The sequence below is a fragment of the Saccharicrinis fermentans DSM 9555 = JCM 21142 genome, from assembly GCF_000517085.1.
GTDB lineage: Bacteria > Bacteroidota > Bacteroidia > Bacteroidales > Marinilabiliaceae > Saccharicrinis > Saccharicrinis fermentans.
On the sequence record NZ_KI912107.1, the window covers coordinates 2,843,607 to 2,859,952 of the forward strand.

General features: G+C 37.9%; 16 protein-coding genes. 5 read left to right on the forward strand and 11 right to left on the reverse strand.

What is annotated here, in order from left to right:
* Nucleotides 1–5 precede the first annotated feature (5 nt).
* The 9 genes from CYTFE_RS0111340 to CYTFE_RS0111380 all read right to left on the reverse strand — a co-directional run bounded on the left by CYTFE_RS0111340 (nucleotide 6) and on the right by CYTFE_RS0111380 (nucleotide 9,339).
* Nucleotides 6–2,411: a polysaccharide biosynthesis tyrosine autokinase gene (locus CYTFE_RS0111340; RefSeq protein WP_081735970.1), complete on the reverse strand. Its 2,406-nt coding sequence runs from the start codon at nucleotides 2,409–2,411 to the stop codon at nucleotides 6–8.
* A gap of 20 nt (nucleotides 2,412–2,431) precedes the next feature.
* Nucleotides 2,432–3,274, reverse strand: a complete 843-nt coding sequence (locus tag CYTFE_RS0111345; protein ID WP_235208207.1) for a polysaccharide biosynthesis/export family protein — start codon at nucleotides 3,272–3,274, stop codon at nucleotides 2,432–2,434.
* 183 nt (nucleotides 3,275–3,457) lie between these two features.
* Nucleotides 3,458–4,252 (reverse strand): ABC transporter permease, encoded by a 795-nt coding sequence (locus CYTFE_RS0111350; RefSeq protein WP_044262757.1) that lies wholly within the window; start codon nucleotides 4,250–4,252, stop codon nucleotides 3,458–3,460.
* A 6-nt stretch (nucleotides 4,253–4,258) separates the two neighbouring features.
* Nucleotides 4,259–4,852 carry an ABC transporter ATP-binding protein gene (locus tag CYTFE_RS0111355; RefSeq protein ID WP_027471885.1) on the reverse strand — a complete coding sequence of 198 codons (594 nt, stop codon included), beginning with the start codon at nucleotides 4,850–4,852 and terminating at the stop codon, nucleotides 4,259–4,261.
* A gap of 78 nt (nucleotides 4,853–4,930) precedes the next feature.
* Nucleotides 4,931–5,713, reverse strand: coding sequence for a sirohydrochlorin cobaltochelatase (locus CYTFE_RS26195; RefSeq protein WP_052343155.1), 783 nt, complete (start codon nucleotides 5,711–5,713; stop codon nucleotides 4,931–4,933).
* 112 nt (nucleotides 5,714–5,825) lie between these two features.
* Entirely contained in the window at nucleotides 5,826–6,662 is an 837-nt protein-coding gene (locus tag CYTFE_RS0111365) for a CvfB family protein (RefSeq protein WP_027471886.1), read from the reverse strand.
* Nucleotides 6,663–6,769: 107 nt separating this feature from the next.
* Complete coding sequence (locus CYTFE_RS28715) at nucleotides 6,770–7,426, reverse strand: phospholipase D-like domain-containing protein (protein WP_052343156.1); 657 nt, start codon at nucleotides 7,424–7,426, stop codon at nucleotides 6,770–6,772.
* A gap of 19 nt (nucleotides 7,427–7,445) precedes the next feature.
* Entirely contained in the window at nucleotides 7,446–8,294 is an 849-nt protein-coding gene (locus tag CYTFE_RS0111375) for an HAD-IIA family hydrolase (RefSeq protein ID WP_027471887.1), read from the reverse strand.
* Between the two features lie 253 nt (nucleotides 8,295–8,547).
* A complete protein-coding gene (locus tag CYTFE_RS0111380; protein ID WP_027471888.1) occupies nucleotides 8,548–9,339 on the reverse strand; it encodes an META domain-containing protein in 792 nt (263 codons plus the stop codon).
* Between the two features lie 372 nt (nucleotides 9,340–9,711).
* On the opposite strand from CYTFE_RS0111380, the gene CYTFE_RS0111385 reads away from it, so the two are divergent.
* Nucleotides 9,712–11,325 carry an ABC-F family ATP-binding cassette domain-containing protein gene (locus CYTFE_RS0111385; protein ID WP_027471889.1) on the forward strand — a complete coding sequence of 538 codons (1,614 nt, stop codon included), beginning with the start codon at nucleotides 9,712–9,714 and terminating at the stop codon, nucleotides 11,323–11,325.
* A 65-nt stretch (nucleotides 11,326–11,390) separates the two neighbouring features.
* Nucleotides 11,391–12,437: a TRM11 family SAM-dependent methyltransferase gene (locus CYTFE_RS0111390; protein ID WP_027471890.1), complete on the forward strand. Its 1,047-nt coding sequence runs from the start codon at nucleotides 11,391–11,393 to the stop codon at nucleotides 12,435–12,437.
* A gap of 80 nt (nucleotides 12,438–12,517) precedes the next feature.
* On the opposite strand, the gene CYTFE_RS0111395 is transcribed toward CYTFE_RS0111390, so the two are convergent.
* Nucleotides 12,518–13,546, reverse strand: a complete 1,029-nt coding sequence (locus CYTFE_RS0111395; RefSeq protein ID WP_027471891.1) for an outer membrane protein assembly factor BamB family protein — start codon at nucleotides 13,544–13,546, stop codon at nucleotides 12,518–12,520.
* Between the two features lie 32 nt (nucleotides 13,547–13,578).
* Here CYTFE_RS0111395 and tnpA point away from each other — a divergent pair, with 32 nt between their 5' ends.
* From tnpA to tnpC, 3 genes are all read left to right on the forward strand, one after another.
* Nucleotides 13,579–13,923, forward strand: a complete 345-nt coding sequence (gene tnpA, locus CYTFE_RS0111400) for an IS66 family insertion sequence element accessory protein TnpA (protein ID WP_027471892.1) — start codon at nucleotides 13,579–13,581, stop codon at nucleotides 13,921–13,923.
* A gap of 3 nt (nucleotides 13,924–13,926) precedes the next feature.
* Nucleotides 13,927–14,277 (forward strand): IS66 family insertion sequence element accessory protein TnpB, encoded by a 351-nt coding sequence (gene tnpB / locus CYTFE_RS0111405; protein WP_027470457.1) that lies wholly within the window; start codon nucleotides 13,927–13,929, stop codon nucleotides 14,275–14,277.
* 73 nt (nucleotides 14,278–14,350) lie between these two features.
* Nucleotides 14,351–15,925 (forward strand): IS66 family transposase, encoded by a 1,575-nt coding sequence (gene tnpC, locus CYTFE_RS26205; protein ID WP_044262762.1) that lies wholly within the window; start codon nucleotides 14,351–14,353, stop codon nucleotides 15,923–15,925.
* On the opposite strand, the gene CYTFE_RS26210 is transcribed toward tnpC, so the two are convergent.
* Nucleotides 15,830–16,279 (reverse strand): flavodoxin domain-containing protein, encoded by a 450-nt coding sequence (locus CYTFE_RS26210; RefSeq protein WP_052343157.1) that lies wholly within the window; start codon nucleotides 16,277–16,279, stop codon nucleotides 15,830–15,832. The two genes, tnpC and CYTFE_RS26210, sit on opposite strands and share 96 nt — an antisense overlap.
* Nucleotides 16,280–16,346 lie beyond the last annotated feature (67 nt).

Here is a 16,346-nt window from a genome sequence, read left to right on the forward strand (position 1 = left end):
TATACCTATTCCTCATAATAACCATGACCATAACCATAACCGTAGCCATAGCCATAGCCATAGCCATAATGAGAACCATAGCCACCTTGTTTTATATTCAAATCGTTCAGCAAAATACCAACATTAGTGGTAATACCTTCCGCTTTTAAATTTGTTACAGTATGAGCAAACACCTGTCGGATGGTATGATTATGGCGAACTAAAAATATTAATGCATCAGAATACCTTGCCAATATGTAGGCATCTGCCACAACCCCCATGGGTGGTGAATCAAGTAAAATTATATCAAACTCTTTACGTAAGGCAGCAAACAGTTCTTTGGTTTTATTGGAGTTAATCAATTCTGAGGGATTAGGAGGAATGACACCAGAAGGGATGACATACAAATTCTCCAAACCCGAAGGATCGGGCAATACAATTTCTTCCAAACTTGCTTTTCCAATCAGATAGTTAGATACCCCACTATGCTCCTCCATACCCAGTACTTTATTCAACCCAGGTTTTCTCATATCAAATCCAATAATAACAGTCTTTTTACCCGACAAAGCAAAAACAGAAGCCAAGTTCAATGAGCAAAACGTTTTCCCTTCGCCCGGCATAGATGAAGTAACCGTAAGTATGGGTACCTTTGTATCTCCCACCAGAAACTCCAATCGGGTTCTTACACGCCTAAAAGTTTCTGTAACCACCGATTTAGGATGGGCACTAACTACATTCACCTCTTTTTTACTACTATGAATTACCTGCCCTATGATAGGAATTGGAGATAATTTCTCCACATCATCAACACTGGTGATCCTATTGTTTAACAACTGCTTAACAACCAATATGAGCAAAGGTATCAAAATACCAATCATACCAGCTTTTCGCATATTGCTATACATAGAAGGCGTCACCATACCTCCATTCCTGGCTGCTTCTAACACATGATGATCGGGGGTATTAGAGGCCTTTTGAATTTGTGCTTCAGATCTTTTTCGCAATAAAAAGGTAAACACCTCACTGTTCAAATCAAATTTACGCTCTATACCCAACAATTTTCGTTCAGTCTCAGGTAAACCATATAAATCAGCCTCAAACTTGTCCTTTTCTTTCTGTATACGATCTATTTGTGCAGCTAAATTTATCTTTTGGTTTTTAATGGATTTAATCAACACTTCCTTAGCCAACGCCAACTCCATTCCTTTTTGTTCCGAATAAGGGTTTATTGTGCTTTCTCCCAGAGGTAATTCAACTGCGAGACGCTCCGAATTTAATTCAATTATTTTTTGAATTTGAGATGTCAATAGCTGATTATCCACCTTGTAAATAGCCGGCGCTATAATCTCATTGTCAATCTCACTATTACCAAAATAATCTATCAGATAATCATAATAGTTCCGTAAAATATATAACTCTGCCAGCTTTTGTTCCGACTCTTGCAGTTGTGTAAACAGATACTCTGTTTTGGAATCAATACTTTGTATCCTATTGAAAGTTCTAAAACTACTTAGCTCCTTGCCGGTATCGCTCAATGAGTCTTTTATATTAATCAACTGCGATTCAATAAACTTAATGGTATTACTGGCTATCTGATTTTTCTTCTCAAGATTTGAGGCTATAAAAACATCGGCCAGTGTGTTAAGAAACTTAATATTTTTTGCTTTATTGGGACCCGTAATGGATATTCGAATAATAGATGACTCACCATCTTTGGTAGCTCTCAACAAACTGGCGTAATGACTTGTCAATGCGCCCGGGTGATTAAATTGAAAATAATACACATTTTCTGATGACAGAGCAAAGCGACCACTTAACACCCTAAAACGAAAATAATCAGTTGTAATCCATTCCCCTATCTGATGATGTGCTGACACTTCTACCGCACCAGGTCCGGAACTGATATTTCCATTACTATAATTATAGGCAGCCTGCCCCTCTGTTGTGTATTTCAATTCAAAGGTATTGGCATCAATTTTTTGAATATAAAATGCGGTATTCAATAATTGGGGATAAGAAGTATCAAATTCTACGCGATAATCATAAGCCGGATAAATTTCTGTTGTTTTTAAGTTTCCCTTCACATAATAACTCACATCAAAATCCAGGGAATGAATGGCATTACTCACCATATCCCAAGAAGTTAAAACAGCTAACTGATTATCCAGGTTTCGCATACCAGGCGTTAAACCAAAGCCCTCCATCATATCAGTTTGAGGCATATCATTACCCCGTTCTTCCATTAATATCTTCATGGAAGCACTATGTATTTCTGTAACCCAGCGATGTCTAAGATAAACACTACCTATAGCGATGGGCAGTGTGATGGCAAACAACCACCAATACTGGAGTATATCCCTAAGTAATTTTTTGTAATCCAGATTAATACTTAAACTAGTATCGGTAGTAGCGGTGTTTGGTGAATTTTGCATAAAATAAAATACTTTACCAACTATCTTGTTAAAGTTACAACAGTTAAAGCCAGTGCTAAAAGTGAAGAAAAAATACCTAAACTAAACGACTCCCCAATACCCAATTGTTTGGCTCTAATAGGTCGCACATAGATTAGGTCATTGGGATAAATAAAATACTTATCAGAACCTATAATTTTATGGTCTGTGATATCAACAACATAAGTTTCATAGCTTCCATCCGCCTGAGGCCTTACTATTTTCATATCCTTTCTTTTGCCATAGGCCGTCAAATCGCCAGCTATTCCTAATGCCTCAAAAATGGTTATCTGATCTTTACTCATGGTATGTCGCCCTGGACTTTTAACCTCACCCAAGATGGTAAATGAATTACTTCCCAAGCGCACCACTAAATTAAAATCCTTCAAATAAGGTTTCAGTGCGACTCTTATTTTCGTTTTGGCCTGTTCCAGGTTACATCCTCTCAGATTAATCTTACCCGCATAAGGAAAATCAATATCCATATTGTCATCCACCATATACATAAACAGATTATTCTGTGTTGATTGCGACGAACTATTACCTTGTGTAGCATTGAAAAACTCAGACAATTTAGGATCAAAGGTGGATACCTGAATAAATAAATAGTCATTTGTTTGTAAAATGTACTTCCCCGTAATCTCAGTGACAGTCTCATACTCAACAATAGAGTCTTTTTCCTGCAGGTATAACAGTTCTTTTTGAGGAATGCACGACACGGTCAGTACCACAAGTAACAATGGCAACCACTTAATTATCCCCTTAAAACTATGATTCGCACGATCTGTAAATGGTAAAGCTAGAACAAACAATAGGGTATAAAGTCGCATAAATATTTTTTGCATTGGTTATCAGGTTTTTGCAATATAATGATTGAAAGAAAATACCGACTACAAGATATTATCTTACTATCAAACTAGCAAAAATAATCTTTTTATGGAGATATGCATATCCATGACCAATAGAATTTGGCTTTAAACATACATTAAGCCGCAAAATACAATAGAAAAACTATCACAAAGAATACATCATCCATGTTTAATGACTTCTTTTTTCAGTCGCTGATACTTATCAAAGATAAATCGGTTGGAAAACAAGATACTCAAAAACAAATTCAGAGTGCTTCCGGTAAACATAGCCAACATAATCATAATTTGATATTTAACAGCAGCCACCGGGTCTATACCTCCCAACAATTGTCCTGTCATCATTCCTGGTATAGAGATCAATCCTACCACCGTCATATTAGCAACCATGGGGTTCAGCCCCCTCATGATCGCTTCAGTAATGAATGGTCGCAGACAAAATTTATTATCCTTCGTATTGGTCAGAAGAAAAAAATATAACTCTTTTTTCTCAGTAAGACTCTTAAAATAGGTACTTAAGCCTACTATATTATGGTTCAACGAATTTCCCAACACCATACCCGTAATAGGAATAAAATAACGGGCATCAAAAAAATAAGCTGGCTTAACAACGATTCCCAAAAAAAATGCATCAATGATCACCACGGCTGTTAAGGCCGATAAAAACAAGGGTACAATAAAGTATTTCCAATTCAGCCCCACCCGGGTAATGGCCGTTGAAACACCCACCACAATCATAACAAACACCCAGACAATATTAATCCAGACATTATTCATTACAAAGAGCTGATCCAGATAGACGGCAATCAAACTTAGCTGTAAGAGCATACGTAGTAAAGCAATCATCACACCCTTCACTATTTTAACCCGAAAATACAGCAAAAACGAAATAGGGATCAACATAGCTAAAAAAGCCAGCCCCAGATCAAAAAAATGTATATCTATAATTTTACTCATAAACCATTACAACTCAATTATACGATCAACACTTTGTAGCCATGTTAAATTATGGGAAGTAGAAACAATGGTTTTCCCATTCAGAGATTTAATGGTTCTTATTAACAAGGCAATAGAATGTTCATCCAACGAAGAGCTTGGTTCATCCAAGAACAAGATCTCCCGATCTAAACACAAACATATAGCGATCACCATACGTTGTTTTTGCCCTCCACTGACTTCGTCAAAATTTTTATAAAAATTCTCCGTTTCAACACCCAGCTGTTTAAAAAAAGAAAACACCTTCTCTTGTTGGTCCTCCAGTTCAAGGAGCTCCAATAGCGCTTTACTATTCTTTACCGGCAAATTAACATTCTGAGGAATCCAGGTAATCTTTTTTCTAATTTGGGCGACGTTTTTCTCATTCAGCTCACATCCATCCACCATCACCTTTCCCTTATTGACCAGCTCAAAACCTTGCAATACTTTTAACAAGGTAGATTTACCTTTACCCGATTCCCCGGAAATACATACAGACTCCCCTCTCTCAATTTTTAAATTAAAGTCCTTAAATACTTCCTGCTTATCAAAACAGAGGGATATATTATTGCATTCTATCATCGTGAAATACTAAAATAATGTAGCAAGTTATACGCCCACACATACAAAACTAAAATTATTGAAATCAAGACATATTCTTTACAGTCTTTCAAACGCATCCTTTAGGTGTTGTAGCCAAATAGAAACCATTTCTTTTAATTCACCCGTACCCTTGATAATACATTCCACCTTGAAACCAGCCGAAATCAATAAGGTACACCAGCTTCCCTCATGCTCTCCACACATATCGTTTTTCACATGACCACCAGCCATACTCATAAAAGGCATAAGATATACCTTGTCAATTTTTTGTTGTTTCAGCTTTAAAATGATATCCTGTATGGTTGGAAACCCCTCTACTGTGGCTACAAAAACAGTATGTGTTTTTTGGGCAAAATAGTAATTCAACGCAGGATAAAAAACATTGGAAAAATGCGGGGTACCGTGTCCCATTAACACTAATCCCTCCCGCTCACCTCTATGTGGTATATGAGCCATCATAGCATCCACTGCTCTTTCAACATCCTCATGGGAGTATAACAGTGGCCTTCCCACCTCAACCTTTACAGGCCCCTTGGGAATATCCATAATACCCTTAACTGTCTGTAATAAATATTCATACTCCAAACCCGGAATAGTATGCAAAGATTGAATTGCAATATGCGTGCACCCCTCATCTGCCATCTTAGACAGAGCAATCACTGGAGAATCTACTTCGTCACCTTGTCTTTTAAGCTTCTTTCGGATAAAAGCAGAAGTATAAGCCCACCGTATCATAACACCGGGAAAAGAACGTTCCACCTCATGATGTATATTCTTCAATGCTACGTTTGCAGCAGGAACTGAGCTTCCGAAAGCCACCAGTAAAATCCCTTTTTGCATATGTTTATAATTTTTCTTTTAATAGGCACTTGAAGCTCACTCAAAAGACAAGAACGATTAGCATCACCGCTTTAAGGAAAACAACGATGCCCAATACTGTCATTTTTAAGCTTTATATTAACAAGCGAATACCATCCTCTTCAATGGCAATCATTTTCTGTTTATACAGCGCACCCACCGCTTTTTTAAAGTTCTTCTTACTAATACCCAGACGTCGATTGATTTCGTCGGCCGGACTTTTGTCCGTCATATCCATGAAACCATTGGCTTTTTCCAATCTACTCAATAAAGATTGCGCAATACCGTCTACTTTTCCATATCCAGGCTTTTCAAGCACAAGGTCAATTTTATCATCTTCCCTCACTTTTTTAATAAAACCCTTCATTTTATCGCCCCGTTTTAAGTTACGAAAAACCTCATTATCATAGAGCATACCGGTATGGGTTCCATTAACAATGGCTTTATATCCCAGCTCCGATTGATGAAAGATCATCAGATCCACTTCCTGCCCTTCTGCATATTCCGGAGGTAGGTTATCTAAAAACTTCTCTATTTTAGAAGATGCAGCTATTCTGCGGCTCTCATCGTCCAAGTATATATAAACAACATATTTTTTACCCTTTTCCATGTCCATCTTTTGCTCACGAAAAGGAACCAACAAATCCTTTGGCAGTCCCCAATCTAGGAAAGCACCCACTTTACCAACCGAAACAGCTTCTAAAAAAGCAAACTCTCCCACGGTAGCCTCAGGCATTTCTGTGGTAGCGATCAAACGATCTTCAGAATCCAAATAAATAAATACTTCCAGCTCATCATCCACTGAGCAGTTTACAGGCACATATCTACGGGGCAATAATATTTCCCCAAGATCTTCACCTCCATCTAAATAAAGACCAAAATCAAGATCTTTTACTACCCGCAACACATTATATTTACCTATTTCTGTCATTGTTTATTCTTTTTATGATGGCAAAGATATCATTTACATTAGAGTTTTTTTAACTAGAGAGGCAATAAAAAACACAATAACACCTCTTGACAATCAACGTTACTAGGTCACAGAACATACATCTCTCTCCATAGTTTTTCAAACTCTTCATGAAATTGTTGAACAATAGAGCCATTAGTGGTTACCAATAGGTTCTCTTGATTATGTTTTGATGCAGTATAAGTCCAATTAAAACTTCCTGTAAAAATAATGCGTCGATCAATAATACCAAACTTATTGTGCATATGGTATTTGGAATGATCAATCTTAATCTCTACACCTGCATAACGCATGTCCTGAATCTCTGATCCACGGTCAAAAATCTTTTGATCATCGGTAATAATCTCCACCTTTAAACCTCGCCGCTGACAATTAAGAACTTCCTTTGCCAAGCGATGATCAGTTATGGAGAAAACACACAGCTGAACTGACTTTTCTGCTTCGTTCAGCAGTTTACTTATAGTATCTCCAATTTCGGTACCCGGGCTAAAATACACTTGGTGCATTCTAAAGGCATGTTTATCCAGCTCATCAAAACAGGACCTAAGCCAAACCAAAGCACTTTTGTCTTCCGACATCATCATGGCCTGCTCCAATAATTGAGCTCTTAGCTCCTTTCTTCCTTGATGGTTCAGTTGAGACAATTTACCAATTATATGCTTATTACTTATTTTAAAAGCATCCTTACCTACAAACTCTTTAAAATGTGTTACTATTCGCTCCATTATTCATTAAAAATTAAGCTTAATCCACCACCGACATACAGATATGGGTGGGTTCAATACCTGTTTCCTGAATCATTGTCGCAGCTTGTTTTGCAATGGTACTGCCCGACAACACAAGAGCGGTGTCAATACCAAATTGATTACCTCCCACAATGTCAGTTGTTAAGGTATCACCAACCATCAATACATCGCGTTTCGAGACTTTTCGCTGCTGGTTCACTCTTTCAAAAGCATAATCAAAAATACCTACATCGGGCTTTCCAAACCGAAAAAACTTACGATTAGCCACCGCTTCCATCATATTGGCTATACTGCCAATGGCAAAGGCTGTTTGCTCATCATTTACCGGATAAATCAAATCAGGATTGGCCACCACTACGGGCACCTCAGTACCTCTGATCAGATTGAGCGTTCGGTTAATACCCGGATGAAAGTCATAACCGCCATCATCAAAGAGAACAATAGCCGCAATATCTGTATAGTCGTCGACCTCCACATTCTCTACTCGCAGCGGAATTAAATCAGCACCTTGAATAAAAAATTCCGATGTTTTCCTACCTAAATAAGCCACAGTAGATCCTGGATGAATATTTTCTTTTAAGAAGGTCATACTCATCATGGCCGACGAAATCAAATTTTCTGCCTGCATATATTCGATACCAGCATCCCGATAAGTTTTTGCTAACAACTCAGGCGAACGTGAAGCATCATTGGTGATAATATAAAAATCAATATTTTGTTCCTTCAGAAAGCGCAACATTTCTTTTACACCATCTATCATCCCATCGTGTTTTTTCAACACTCCATAAGCATCAAAAAACACAACCTTATATTGATGAGCTACGTCCTTAAACTTTGCAATTTTCATGTATTTATAATTAATTTTTAAGATCACATGAAACTTACCGACATCAATCACACTGCTGCGTGTGAAATAATTCCCATAGCTTGCTTCATATATCGATCTATTAATACATCATCTTCCGCCTAAGCGAAAAAATCAAAGTCGCAAAGATAGTTTTTACATCAACTTACACGCTTATCTGCTAAAAAAAACGCACATTCATTTTTACCTTTGATTCCTGAATAACGGTCGTTTACACTATTCCGGGATTGAATAATTAGTAATCTTTTACAAACACCAACGTATCTGTAGCATTTTCCAAAATCAAATATAAATCATCGAATCTATACTTAAGCACCTTATTTGAAATAGCTTTTGAAAATACTGGTTCAATGGCATCATTCATACAGGCCATTTTGGTGCTCAACACAGGAGAAAAACATACTTCATTTCTACCAAAATAAATATCAGACGAAAAGGAATTGCAACCCATAAAACCCATAGCCTTCCCCTTATCCAGATAAATATCCATATGCGGATATTGATCCAAGTGAGCGGTATCTATTTTTATTCCATTTATTCTATCCAAAAGCCAACTATCATGTAGGCGGATATCACCATAAAAAACACCTTCCCCACTGAAACTTTGTTCTTTGTCTGTCTTACGATCTACATATTTAACAATCACATCAAAAGGTTTCTTCGCCTGATGAATAAGCTGTTGCTTTTTGTATTGTATACCAATGGTTAATTCGCCATCACTGCTAATAACTTCATGGGTAGCTTCAGAACCTTTTAAACCTTCTCCCAAAACCAATACGTTTACCTCAAAGTCATGATTTAACTTAGGTGATGTAAACCTAACCTTTTTATCAAAATCAATTTCCAGCAACCAATCCGAATCAATTCCTGATGCGGAAAAATCGATTCCTCTTTTTTGCATTTCGAAATGACTTTCCGACTCTTGTATCGATGACATTTGTTCCTGTTCCTGATTCGTTTTATCTTTGACTGTAGCACATGCACATACCCCCAAAACAATCACTATTATTGAAAAACTCTTAATCATATAAACTCCTTATTTTATAAAGTTGAAAACTAAATTACACATATTTCGCCTAGTATTCACAAAAAAATTACAAACACAACAATTCTAACAATAAGTCTGATCAAATTATGGGTAAAACACAAACACTCGCATCTTTTTACATTCCTTAACATTTAAATACTCCCTGAGGCACTTGAAGCTCAATTATAATGCCTAATTTTGCGCGCATTTTATATGGTGAATCGTTTGATATCAGGGAAAGACTACAGACTTACTTTAACCTCAGTAAAAGTCTAATAAACAAAGGCTTCAACACCACCAAAAAGTCGTTCCTCTTGTTATACCCTATTCACCCAGAATTAAATTTTAAGCAGAAACAAAAAAACGATATATATGATTACAGTTTCGAATTTAAGGATTCAGTTTGGGAAAAGGGTTCTTTTTCAGGATGTGAATTTAAAGTTTACACAAGGCAATTGTTATGGTATAATTGGAGCCAACGGAGCCGGAAAATCTACCTTTTTAAGGATTTTAAGCGGCGAATTGGACTCAACCGGCGGAACGGTTGTGTTTGGTCCTAACGAACGCTTATCCGTTCTTAAACAGGATCACCACGAATTTGATGAACAAACTGTTATTGATACCGTAATGATGGGACACACAGTCCTATGGGAAGTAATGCATGAGAAGGATGCCTTATATGCAAAGCCTGATTTTTCTGACGAGGATGGAATTAAAGCCTCTGAATTAGAGGAGAAATTTGCCGAAATGGACGGATGGAATGCTGAAAGTGATGCCGCTAGCCTATTGAGCGGATTAGGCATTAAAGAAGAATTGCATACAGCTAAAATGAGCACTTTAAGTGGTAAGCAAAAAGTAAAAATACTGTTAGCTCGTGCTTTATTTGGTAAACCTGAAAACCTATTATTAGATGAGCCTACCAACGACCTAGATCTAGATTCGGTAAGCTGGCTGGAGCATTATTTGTCTAATTTTGAGAATACGGTATTGGTGGTATCACATGACCGTCACTTTTTAGATGCGATCTGTACCCATACAGTAGATATTGACTTTGGTAAAGTACAGTTATTCTCTGGTAACTACAGTTTCTGGTATGAGTCCAGTCAATTGGCCCTACGTCAACAACAACAGCAGAATAAAAAAGCAGAAGAAAAGAAAAAAGAACTCCAGGAATTTATTGCCCGCTTTAGTGCAAACGTGGCCAAGAGCAAACAAACAACCAGTCGTAAAAAGATGCTGGAGAAACTTAATCTGGAAGAAATTCAACCTTCTACCCGCAAGTATCCGGCCATTATTTTTACACCAGAAAGAGAACCTGGAAATACGATATTGGAGGTGCGTGATTTAAGTGCATCCATTGAAGGAAAAACCTTATTCAAGGATGTATCTTTTAACGTGGAAAAAAATGATAAAATCGTTTTCCTTTCAAAGGATCCAAGAGCCATGAGCGCATTGTTTGACATTATCAACGGTGTTCATCCTGCCGAATCGGGCGAATACCGATGGGGGCAAACCATTACAACAGCATATCTTCCTGTTGAAAACACTCAGTTTTTTGATAACGACCTAAATATACAGGACTGGCTGGCACAGTATTCTCCAGATACTACCGAGATATTTATTCGAGGCTATCTGGGTAAAATGCTTTTTTCAGGGGAGGAAATATTTAAGAAAAGCAGGGTGCTATCTGGAGGCGAAAAAATGCGCTGTATGATAGCTCGTATGATGTTGAAAAATGCCAACACCCTTATCTTAGATACTCCTACCAACCACTTAGATTTGGAATCCATCCAGGCTTTCAACGAGAAGCTAGCTCAGTTTAAGGGTATTGTGCTATTCTCCAGCCATGACCACGAATTTATTCAAACGGTAAGTAATCGCATCATCGAGTTAACTCCATCGGGAATTATTGATAAACAAATGGACTATGACGATTATATCTCTGACGAAGAACTTATGAAGAGAAGAGATAGTATGTACCTGTAATCACAATAACAGCGTGCTTTTTCAATTTGAACTGGTTATAAAGATTTTACTCAATTATTAATACAGTGAAACTGTTAATATTACAACACCCCGGCCACAATAGGGTATATTACAACTTGGCCGACAAGTTAGCTTTAGCGGAACTAAAGTTGGCCTGCAAAAGATTAGCAACAACTTGCATCCACGTTGATATAGTTGAAATTGAAAAAGTACGCTATCTGTTTCTTGAATCAGATGGAGACATTGCTGAAAGTGATATGAAAATACTATCACGTTTATCCTTTGTTTTTGCTATTTTTATTTGGAACCAAAAGGGCAACGAGAATCACTTAATTCCAATAAGAAAAGACGAATACGAATACTTAAACAGTAAGATCTGCTCCCTTTTAAAATACCCTGGCAAAACCAATGAATTATTCACTCAAATGATGATTAACGTAGCTCTCCTTTCCAGTGACTATAGCTACGATGACAAAATAAAAATGCTTGATCCAGTAGCAGGAAAAGGAACAACTTTGTTTGCCGGAACTACACACGGTTTTGATGCATACGGCATCGAACTGGAACACAAAGCTGTGCATGAAACAAGCATCTTTTTTAAAAAATACCTGCAAACGGAACGAGTGAAGCATCAATACTCAAAAAAACAAATTTATGGATCCAATAAGTCCGAAGCCATCGAGATACAGAAATTTGATTATGCATTAAACAAAGCAGATTTTAAATCACAGGAGTCAGTTAAAACATTGGGAATTGTAAATGGTCATTCAAAAAATGCATATAAATATTTTAAGAAAGAAAAATTTAATATGGTCGTTGGAGACTTGCCTTACGGCATTGCCCACGGAAATGTTAAAGACAAAAAAACTGCCTCTAAGACAAGAAATCCATCCGATCTACTCCATGAATGTTTGCCTGAATGGACTAAAGTTCTTAAAAAGGGAGGCGCAGTTGTTATGGCCTGGAATTCCTTTATCATAAACAGACAGCAACTAGCAAAAACTTTTGCCATTCATGGATTGGAAGTGTTATCTGACACTCCCTATGACCAGTTTGAACATATGGTAGACAAATCCATCAAACGCGATATTGTGGTGGCTAGAAAGGAATAATTAAAACCCAACTGAGATCAACTAAAACCTACAGCCATGGGTATAAGGTCATGCTTAAAAGTTGGGCCTCGGGGATAATACTATTCTTCTGCTTTTATTTTCTCGGCACGTAGATATATTTTCTCAAAATCTTTTTTTATGGTATATCCTTCTATTTTATTATCCTTTACGACCTCTCCATTATACAGGACTACTCGACCCGGCATATTGAACTTTATAGCGATTTGTTTACCCTTGGCATTTTTAGTTCTTATATACACTACAAAATCTCCCAATACATCCTGCTCATCGAATTTCTCTCCCATTGGTGTACGATACTCTTCCGAAAGCAACTCGGGCTCTGATTCTTCTTTGTTTTTCTCATCCGGAAAACGAAGATGATAATCATCCCATCTTTTTTTATCATTTTTCTCGCTAACATCCAGGGCTACCAGGCCATCTCCATCTGTAAAATAAAGAACATCATCTGCTATCACCAAGTTTGAAGTAATCTTTGAAACGGATGAAAACTCCCAATCTACTTTGCCTGTCCTAAGATTAAATGCCCTAATAGCATTCCTATTTGCTTGTAAATAAAGAATTTTATCATTTGTCGATTTTGGTCCATTAAACGGTCGGTATACCCTATCCCCCTCAGGAGTTTCATACACCCAACTTTTACGAGGATGCCGTAAATTTGTATACTCAATTCTGTGATCCTCAGTCCATCTAACAAAACCATTTTTCAACGTATAAAGGAAATCATAATATCCAATATTATTAAATGCGGCTCGCTTCACCTTGCCTGTTTTAATATTTATTACACCAAAGTTTTCTTCTCCCACATCCAACCACAATGAATTTCTAATAATATATGAAGAATAAGACGTACTTGAAGATTCCGACACTATACTTTTCTCCCACTGCAACTTACCCGATAACCTATTGGTACAGGTAATAGTTCTACTTACATAACTTATCCCAGACCTTTCTTTTTTGGGCATCTTTTTGACTTTTACAACAATCTCATATTCCTTGTAATGAAACATTCGCTCAGGTGCAGGTTCTTTACGCTTTAATAATTGACCAGTTGTATGTATCCACCCCACCAAACCCATGTTTCCTGCCATTCCAATGACTGTTATTTTTGCCTCAAAAAATCATGGAACGCAGAAAATCCTTAAACCGAAGCATGTTTGAGCATGTGGTTCTACAGCAGGAAAGCGGCCAAACTATAGGAAGTTACGCCAAACAAATTGGAGTAACACGCTCGAAAATGCAATACTGGGTAGGTAAATACAAAGCCCTTGAAAAGACTCAAAAAACAGAAAGCGACACCAGCCTGAAATTTATTGACCTTAACTCATTCGGTCTTCAGAATGCACAGGTTGATTCTTTCGCCTCAACAGAATCTTCGGCAACAACGGCAGTTTCATCGCTACAGGATGAGCGATTGCCGCAAATGAGCCTTACTTTTCCGAACGACATGAGCCTGAAAATTTACTAGCTCATGATTGGGCTGAGTGCAAACTTGCAGTACTATTTGTGCTGCAAGCCTGTTGATATGCGTAATGGCTTTGATGGACTGGCCGGAATCGTGCGCAATATATTGAAGCAGGATCCTGTCAGTGGTTCCGTTTTCATTTTTATAAATCGCACCGGAACACATATAAAGCTGTTATTTTGGGACGGAGATGGTTTTGCCTTGTTTTACAAACGTCTGGAGCGAGGTAGATATTTTCTAGAAGACCAGGATAAAACAACACCATTACGACTCATTACCCGGGAAGAGTTGATGATGATTTTGGAAGGTCTTTCCTTTAAAAATTTGAAACGAAAAAAGCGATTTAAAATCAGCTGATTTTTGTTGTTAAATAACTGTAAAATATAGGTTTAAATATTTGTCAGTCAAATATTTAATATTATATTTGTGTATGAAAAAACAGCACATTTCACATAGCCAAAATACTGCTCAACTGGAGGCCAAAATATCGGCTCTGAAAGCGGATCTTTTGGAGAAAGAAGCTGTTATTTCAGAAAAAGACTCTTCTATACAAAAGCTTACGCAGGATGTAGAACATCTTGCTTTTCAGAATGATCAGATGCGTCGTTTAATATTCGGGTCCAAACGAGAACGCTTCATTCCTCAGGTTCATCCCGATCAACTTACATTGTCTTTCGAAGAGGAGGTTGCTGCTGTTTCCAAAGCTGTTAAAGAAGAGCAGGAAAAGATCCGTGTTGAGTATGAACGCAGGAAAGTCAGAAAAGAACATCCTGGCCGTATGCAACTGCCTGATCACTTGCCTGTTAACGAAATTATTTTAGAGCCGGAGCAAGACACTACAGGCATGATATGTATTGGTAAGGAAGTCACTGAGGAGCTGGATTATACACCTGCCAAGTTGTTTAAGAACCATTACATCCGTTACAAATTTATTACCAAAGAGGACGAGAAAGCCGATCAAAAGCAAGTAATTGCTCCTTTAAACAGACCTCTTCATAAATGCATCGCCAGTGCCAATCTGCTAGGAATGATCTTTACCAATAAATACCTCTACCACTTACCGATTTACCGCACCCGCCAGATGCTCATCCAAATGGGAGTTACCATTCCGGACTCCACGCTGGAATCATGGATAAAACTTGGAGCCAATTTATTGCGACCTTTATACGTGGTACATCGATTACATGTTTTCAGGGAAATTTATCAGATGATCGATGAATCACCAATAAAAGTGCAGGATCGCAACAAAAAAGGAACGTGTCACCAGGGGTACATGTGGGTTCGGTATGCCCCATTGTCAAAAAGCGTGCTGTTTGAGTACTACAAGAGCCGATCGGCCAATGGCCCCATCGACGACTTGAGTTCGTTCCGTGGATTTGTTCAAACCGACGGTTATAGTGGCTATACCTTTTTGGCAAAAAAAGCAGGACTGACTCATTTATCATGCTGGGCACATGCCAGACGGTATTTTGATGCCGCACTGAAGAACGATCAGGAACGAGCTTCGCATGTGCTAAGCCTCATTCAGCTTCTCTATGCCATTGAGGCTATTGCACGGGAACAAAATCTATCCCATGAGCAACGGCATGCTCTGCGGCTGGAAAAAGCTCTGCCTGTAATTAACGAAATTGGAGCATACATTAACAAGCACAAAGGATCTGTAATACCAAGAAGTCCTCTGGGCAAAGCTTTTGAATATTGCAAAAATCGCTGGACAAGCCTGCAGAACTATCTTACCAACGGAATGCTGGAGATAGACAGCAATCTGGTTGAGAACTCTATTCGCCCTCTGGCTCTGGGACGTAAGAACTATTTGTTTGCCGGTTCACATGATGCTGCCAGAAATATCGCAATGTTCTACAGCTTCTTTGGAACTTGCAAGAAACTTGACATTGATCCGCAAAAATGGCTAAAGTACGTCATGGAAAACATCCACATTACACCCGCCGAAAATTTCAAAGAACTTTTGCCGCAATTTATTGATAAAAGTTTGCTTCAGGAATAAGTATTTGCTCGGGCGGATACCTTTGTCTTTAATTTCCTCATAGATAGTGCCAATACCATCAACAAAAGAATCATAGTACGATTCTGCATCTCCCAGCCCGAAAAGCGCTACGGTTTTCCCGTTTAAATCGGCCTGTGCTAATTTCGGAAGAAAATCTTCCCAGTCATCTTGCAAATCGCCCACACCCCAGGTCGAGGTTCCTAGAATCAGGTTTTTACAATCTTCTATTTGAGCCACAGAAGCATCTGCCACGTTGATTAACTTAGCTCCATTTCCTAATTTTTCTACTATTTTTTCTCCTACAGACTCTGTGTTTCCTGTAGAAGACCCTACTAAAACTGCTGTTTTTTCCATAATTATTTTTCTTTTTTAATGTTGTTATGTTTCTTTTGTTTAAGTTCTTCCTCTTTTTTTTAGCATC

What these genes read in the sequence shown, in the direction of transcription:
- CYTFE_RS28715 (WP_052343156.1), bottom strand. Translation starts at nt 7,426, where the DNA reads ATGGAGCGAATAGTAACACATTTTAAAGAGTTTGTAGGTAAGGATGCT.
- tnpA (WP_027471892.1), top strand. Translation starts at nt 13,579, where the DNA reads ATGGAACGCAGAAAATCCTTAAACCGAAGCATGTTTGAGCATGTGGTT.
- CYTFE_RS0111385 (WP_027471889.1), top strand. Translation starts at nt 9,712, where the DNA reads ATGATTACAGTTTCGAATTTAAGGATTCAGTTTGGGAAAAGGGTTCTT.
- CYTFE_RS26210 (WP_052343157.1), bottom strand. Translation starts at nt 16,279, where the DNA reads ATGGAAAAAACAGCAGTTTTAGTAGGGTCTTCTACAGGAAACACAGAG.
- CYTFE_RS0111395 (WP_027471891.1), bottom strand. Translation starts at nt 13,546, where the DNA reads ATGGCAGGAAACATGGGTTTGGTGGGGTGGATACATACAACTGGTCAA.
- CYTFE_RS0111365 (WP_027471886.1), bottom strand. Translation starts at nt 6,662, where the DNA reads ATGACAGAAATAGGTAAATATAATGTGTTGCGGGTAGTAAAAGATCTT.
- tnpB (WP_027470457.1), top strand. Translation starts at nt 13,927, where the DNA reads ATGATTGGGCTGAGTGCAAACTTGCAGTACTATTTGTGCTGCAAGCCT.
- CYTFE_RS0111355 (WP_027471885.1), bottom strand. Translation starts at nt 4,852, where the DNA reads ATGATAGAATGCAATAATATATCCCTCTGTTTTGATAAGCAGGAAGTA.
- CYTFE_RS26195 (WP_052343155.1), bottom strand. Translation starts at nt 5,713, where the DNA reads ATGCAAAAAGGGATTTTACTGGTGGCTTTCGGAAGCTCAGTTCCTGCT.
- CYTFE_RS0111345 (WP_235208207.1), bottom strand. Translation starts at nt 3,274, where the DNA reads ATGCAAAAAATATTTATGCGACTTTATACCCTATTGTTTGTTCTAGCT.
- CYTFE_RS0111375 (WP_027471887.1), bottom strand. Translation starts at nt 8,294, where the DNA reads ATGAAAATTGCAAAGTTTAAGGACGTAGCTCATCAATATAAGGTTGTG.
- CYTFE_RS0111380 (WP_027471888.1), bottom strand. Translation starts at nt 9,339, where the DNA reads ATGATTAAGAGTTTTTCAATAATAGTGATTGTTTTGGGGGTATGTGCA.
- CYTFE_RS0111340 (WP_081735970.1), bottom strand. Translation starts at nt 2,411, where the DNA reads ATGCAAAATTCACCAAACACCGCTACTACCGATACTAGTTTAAGTATT.
- CYTFE_RS0111350 (WP_044262757.1), bottom strand. Translation starts at nt 4,252, where the DNA reads ATGAGTAAAATTATAGATATACATTTTTTTGATCTGGGGCTGGCTTTT.
- tnpC (WP_044262762.1), top strand. Translation starts at nt 14,351, where the DNA reads ATGAAAAAACAGCACATTTCACATAGCCAAAATACTGCTCAACTGGAG.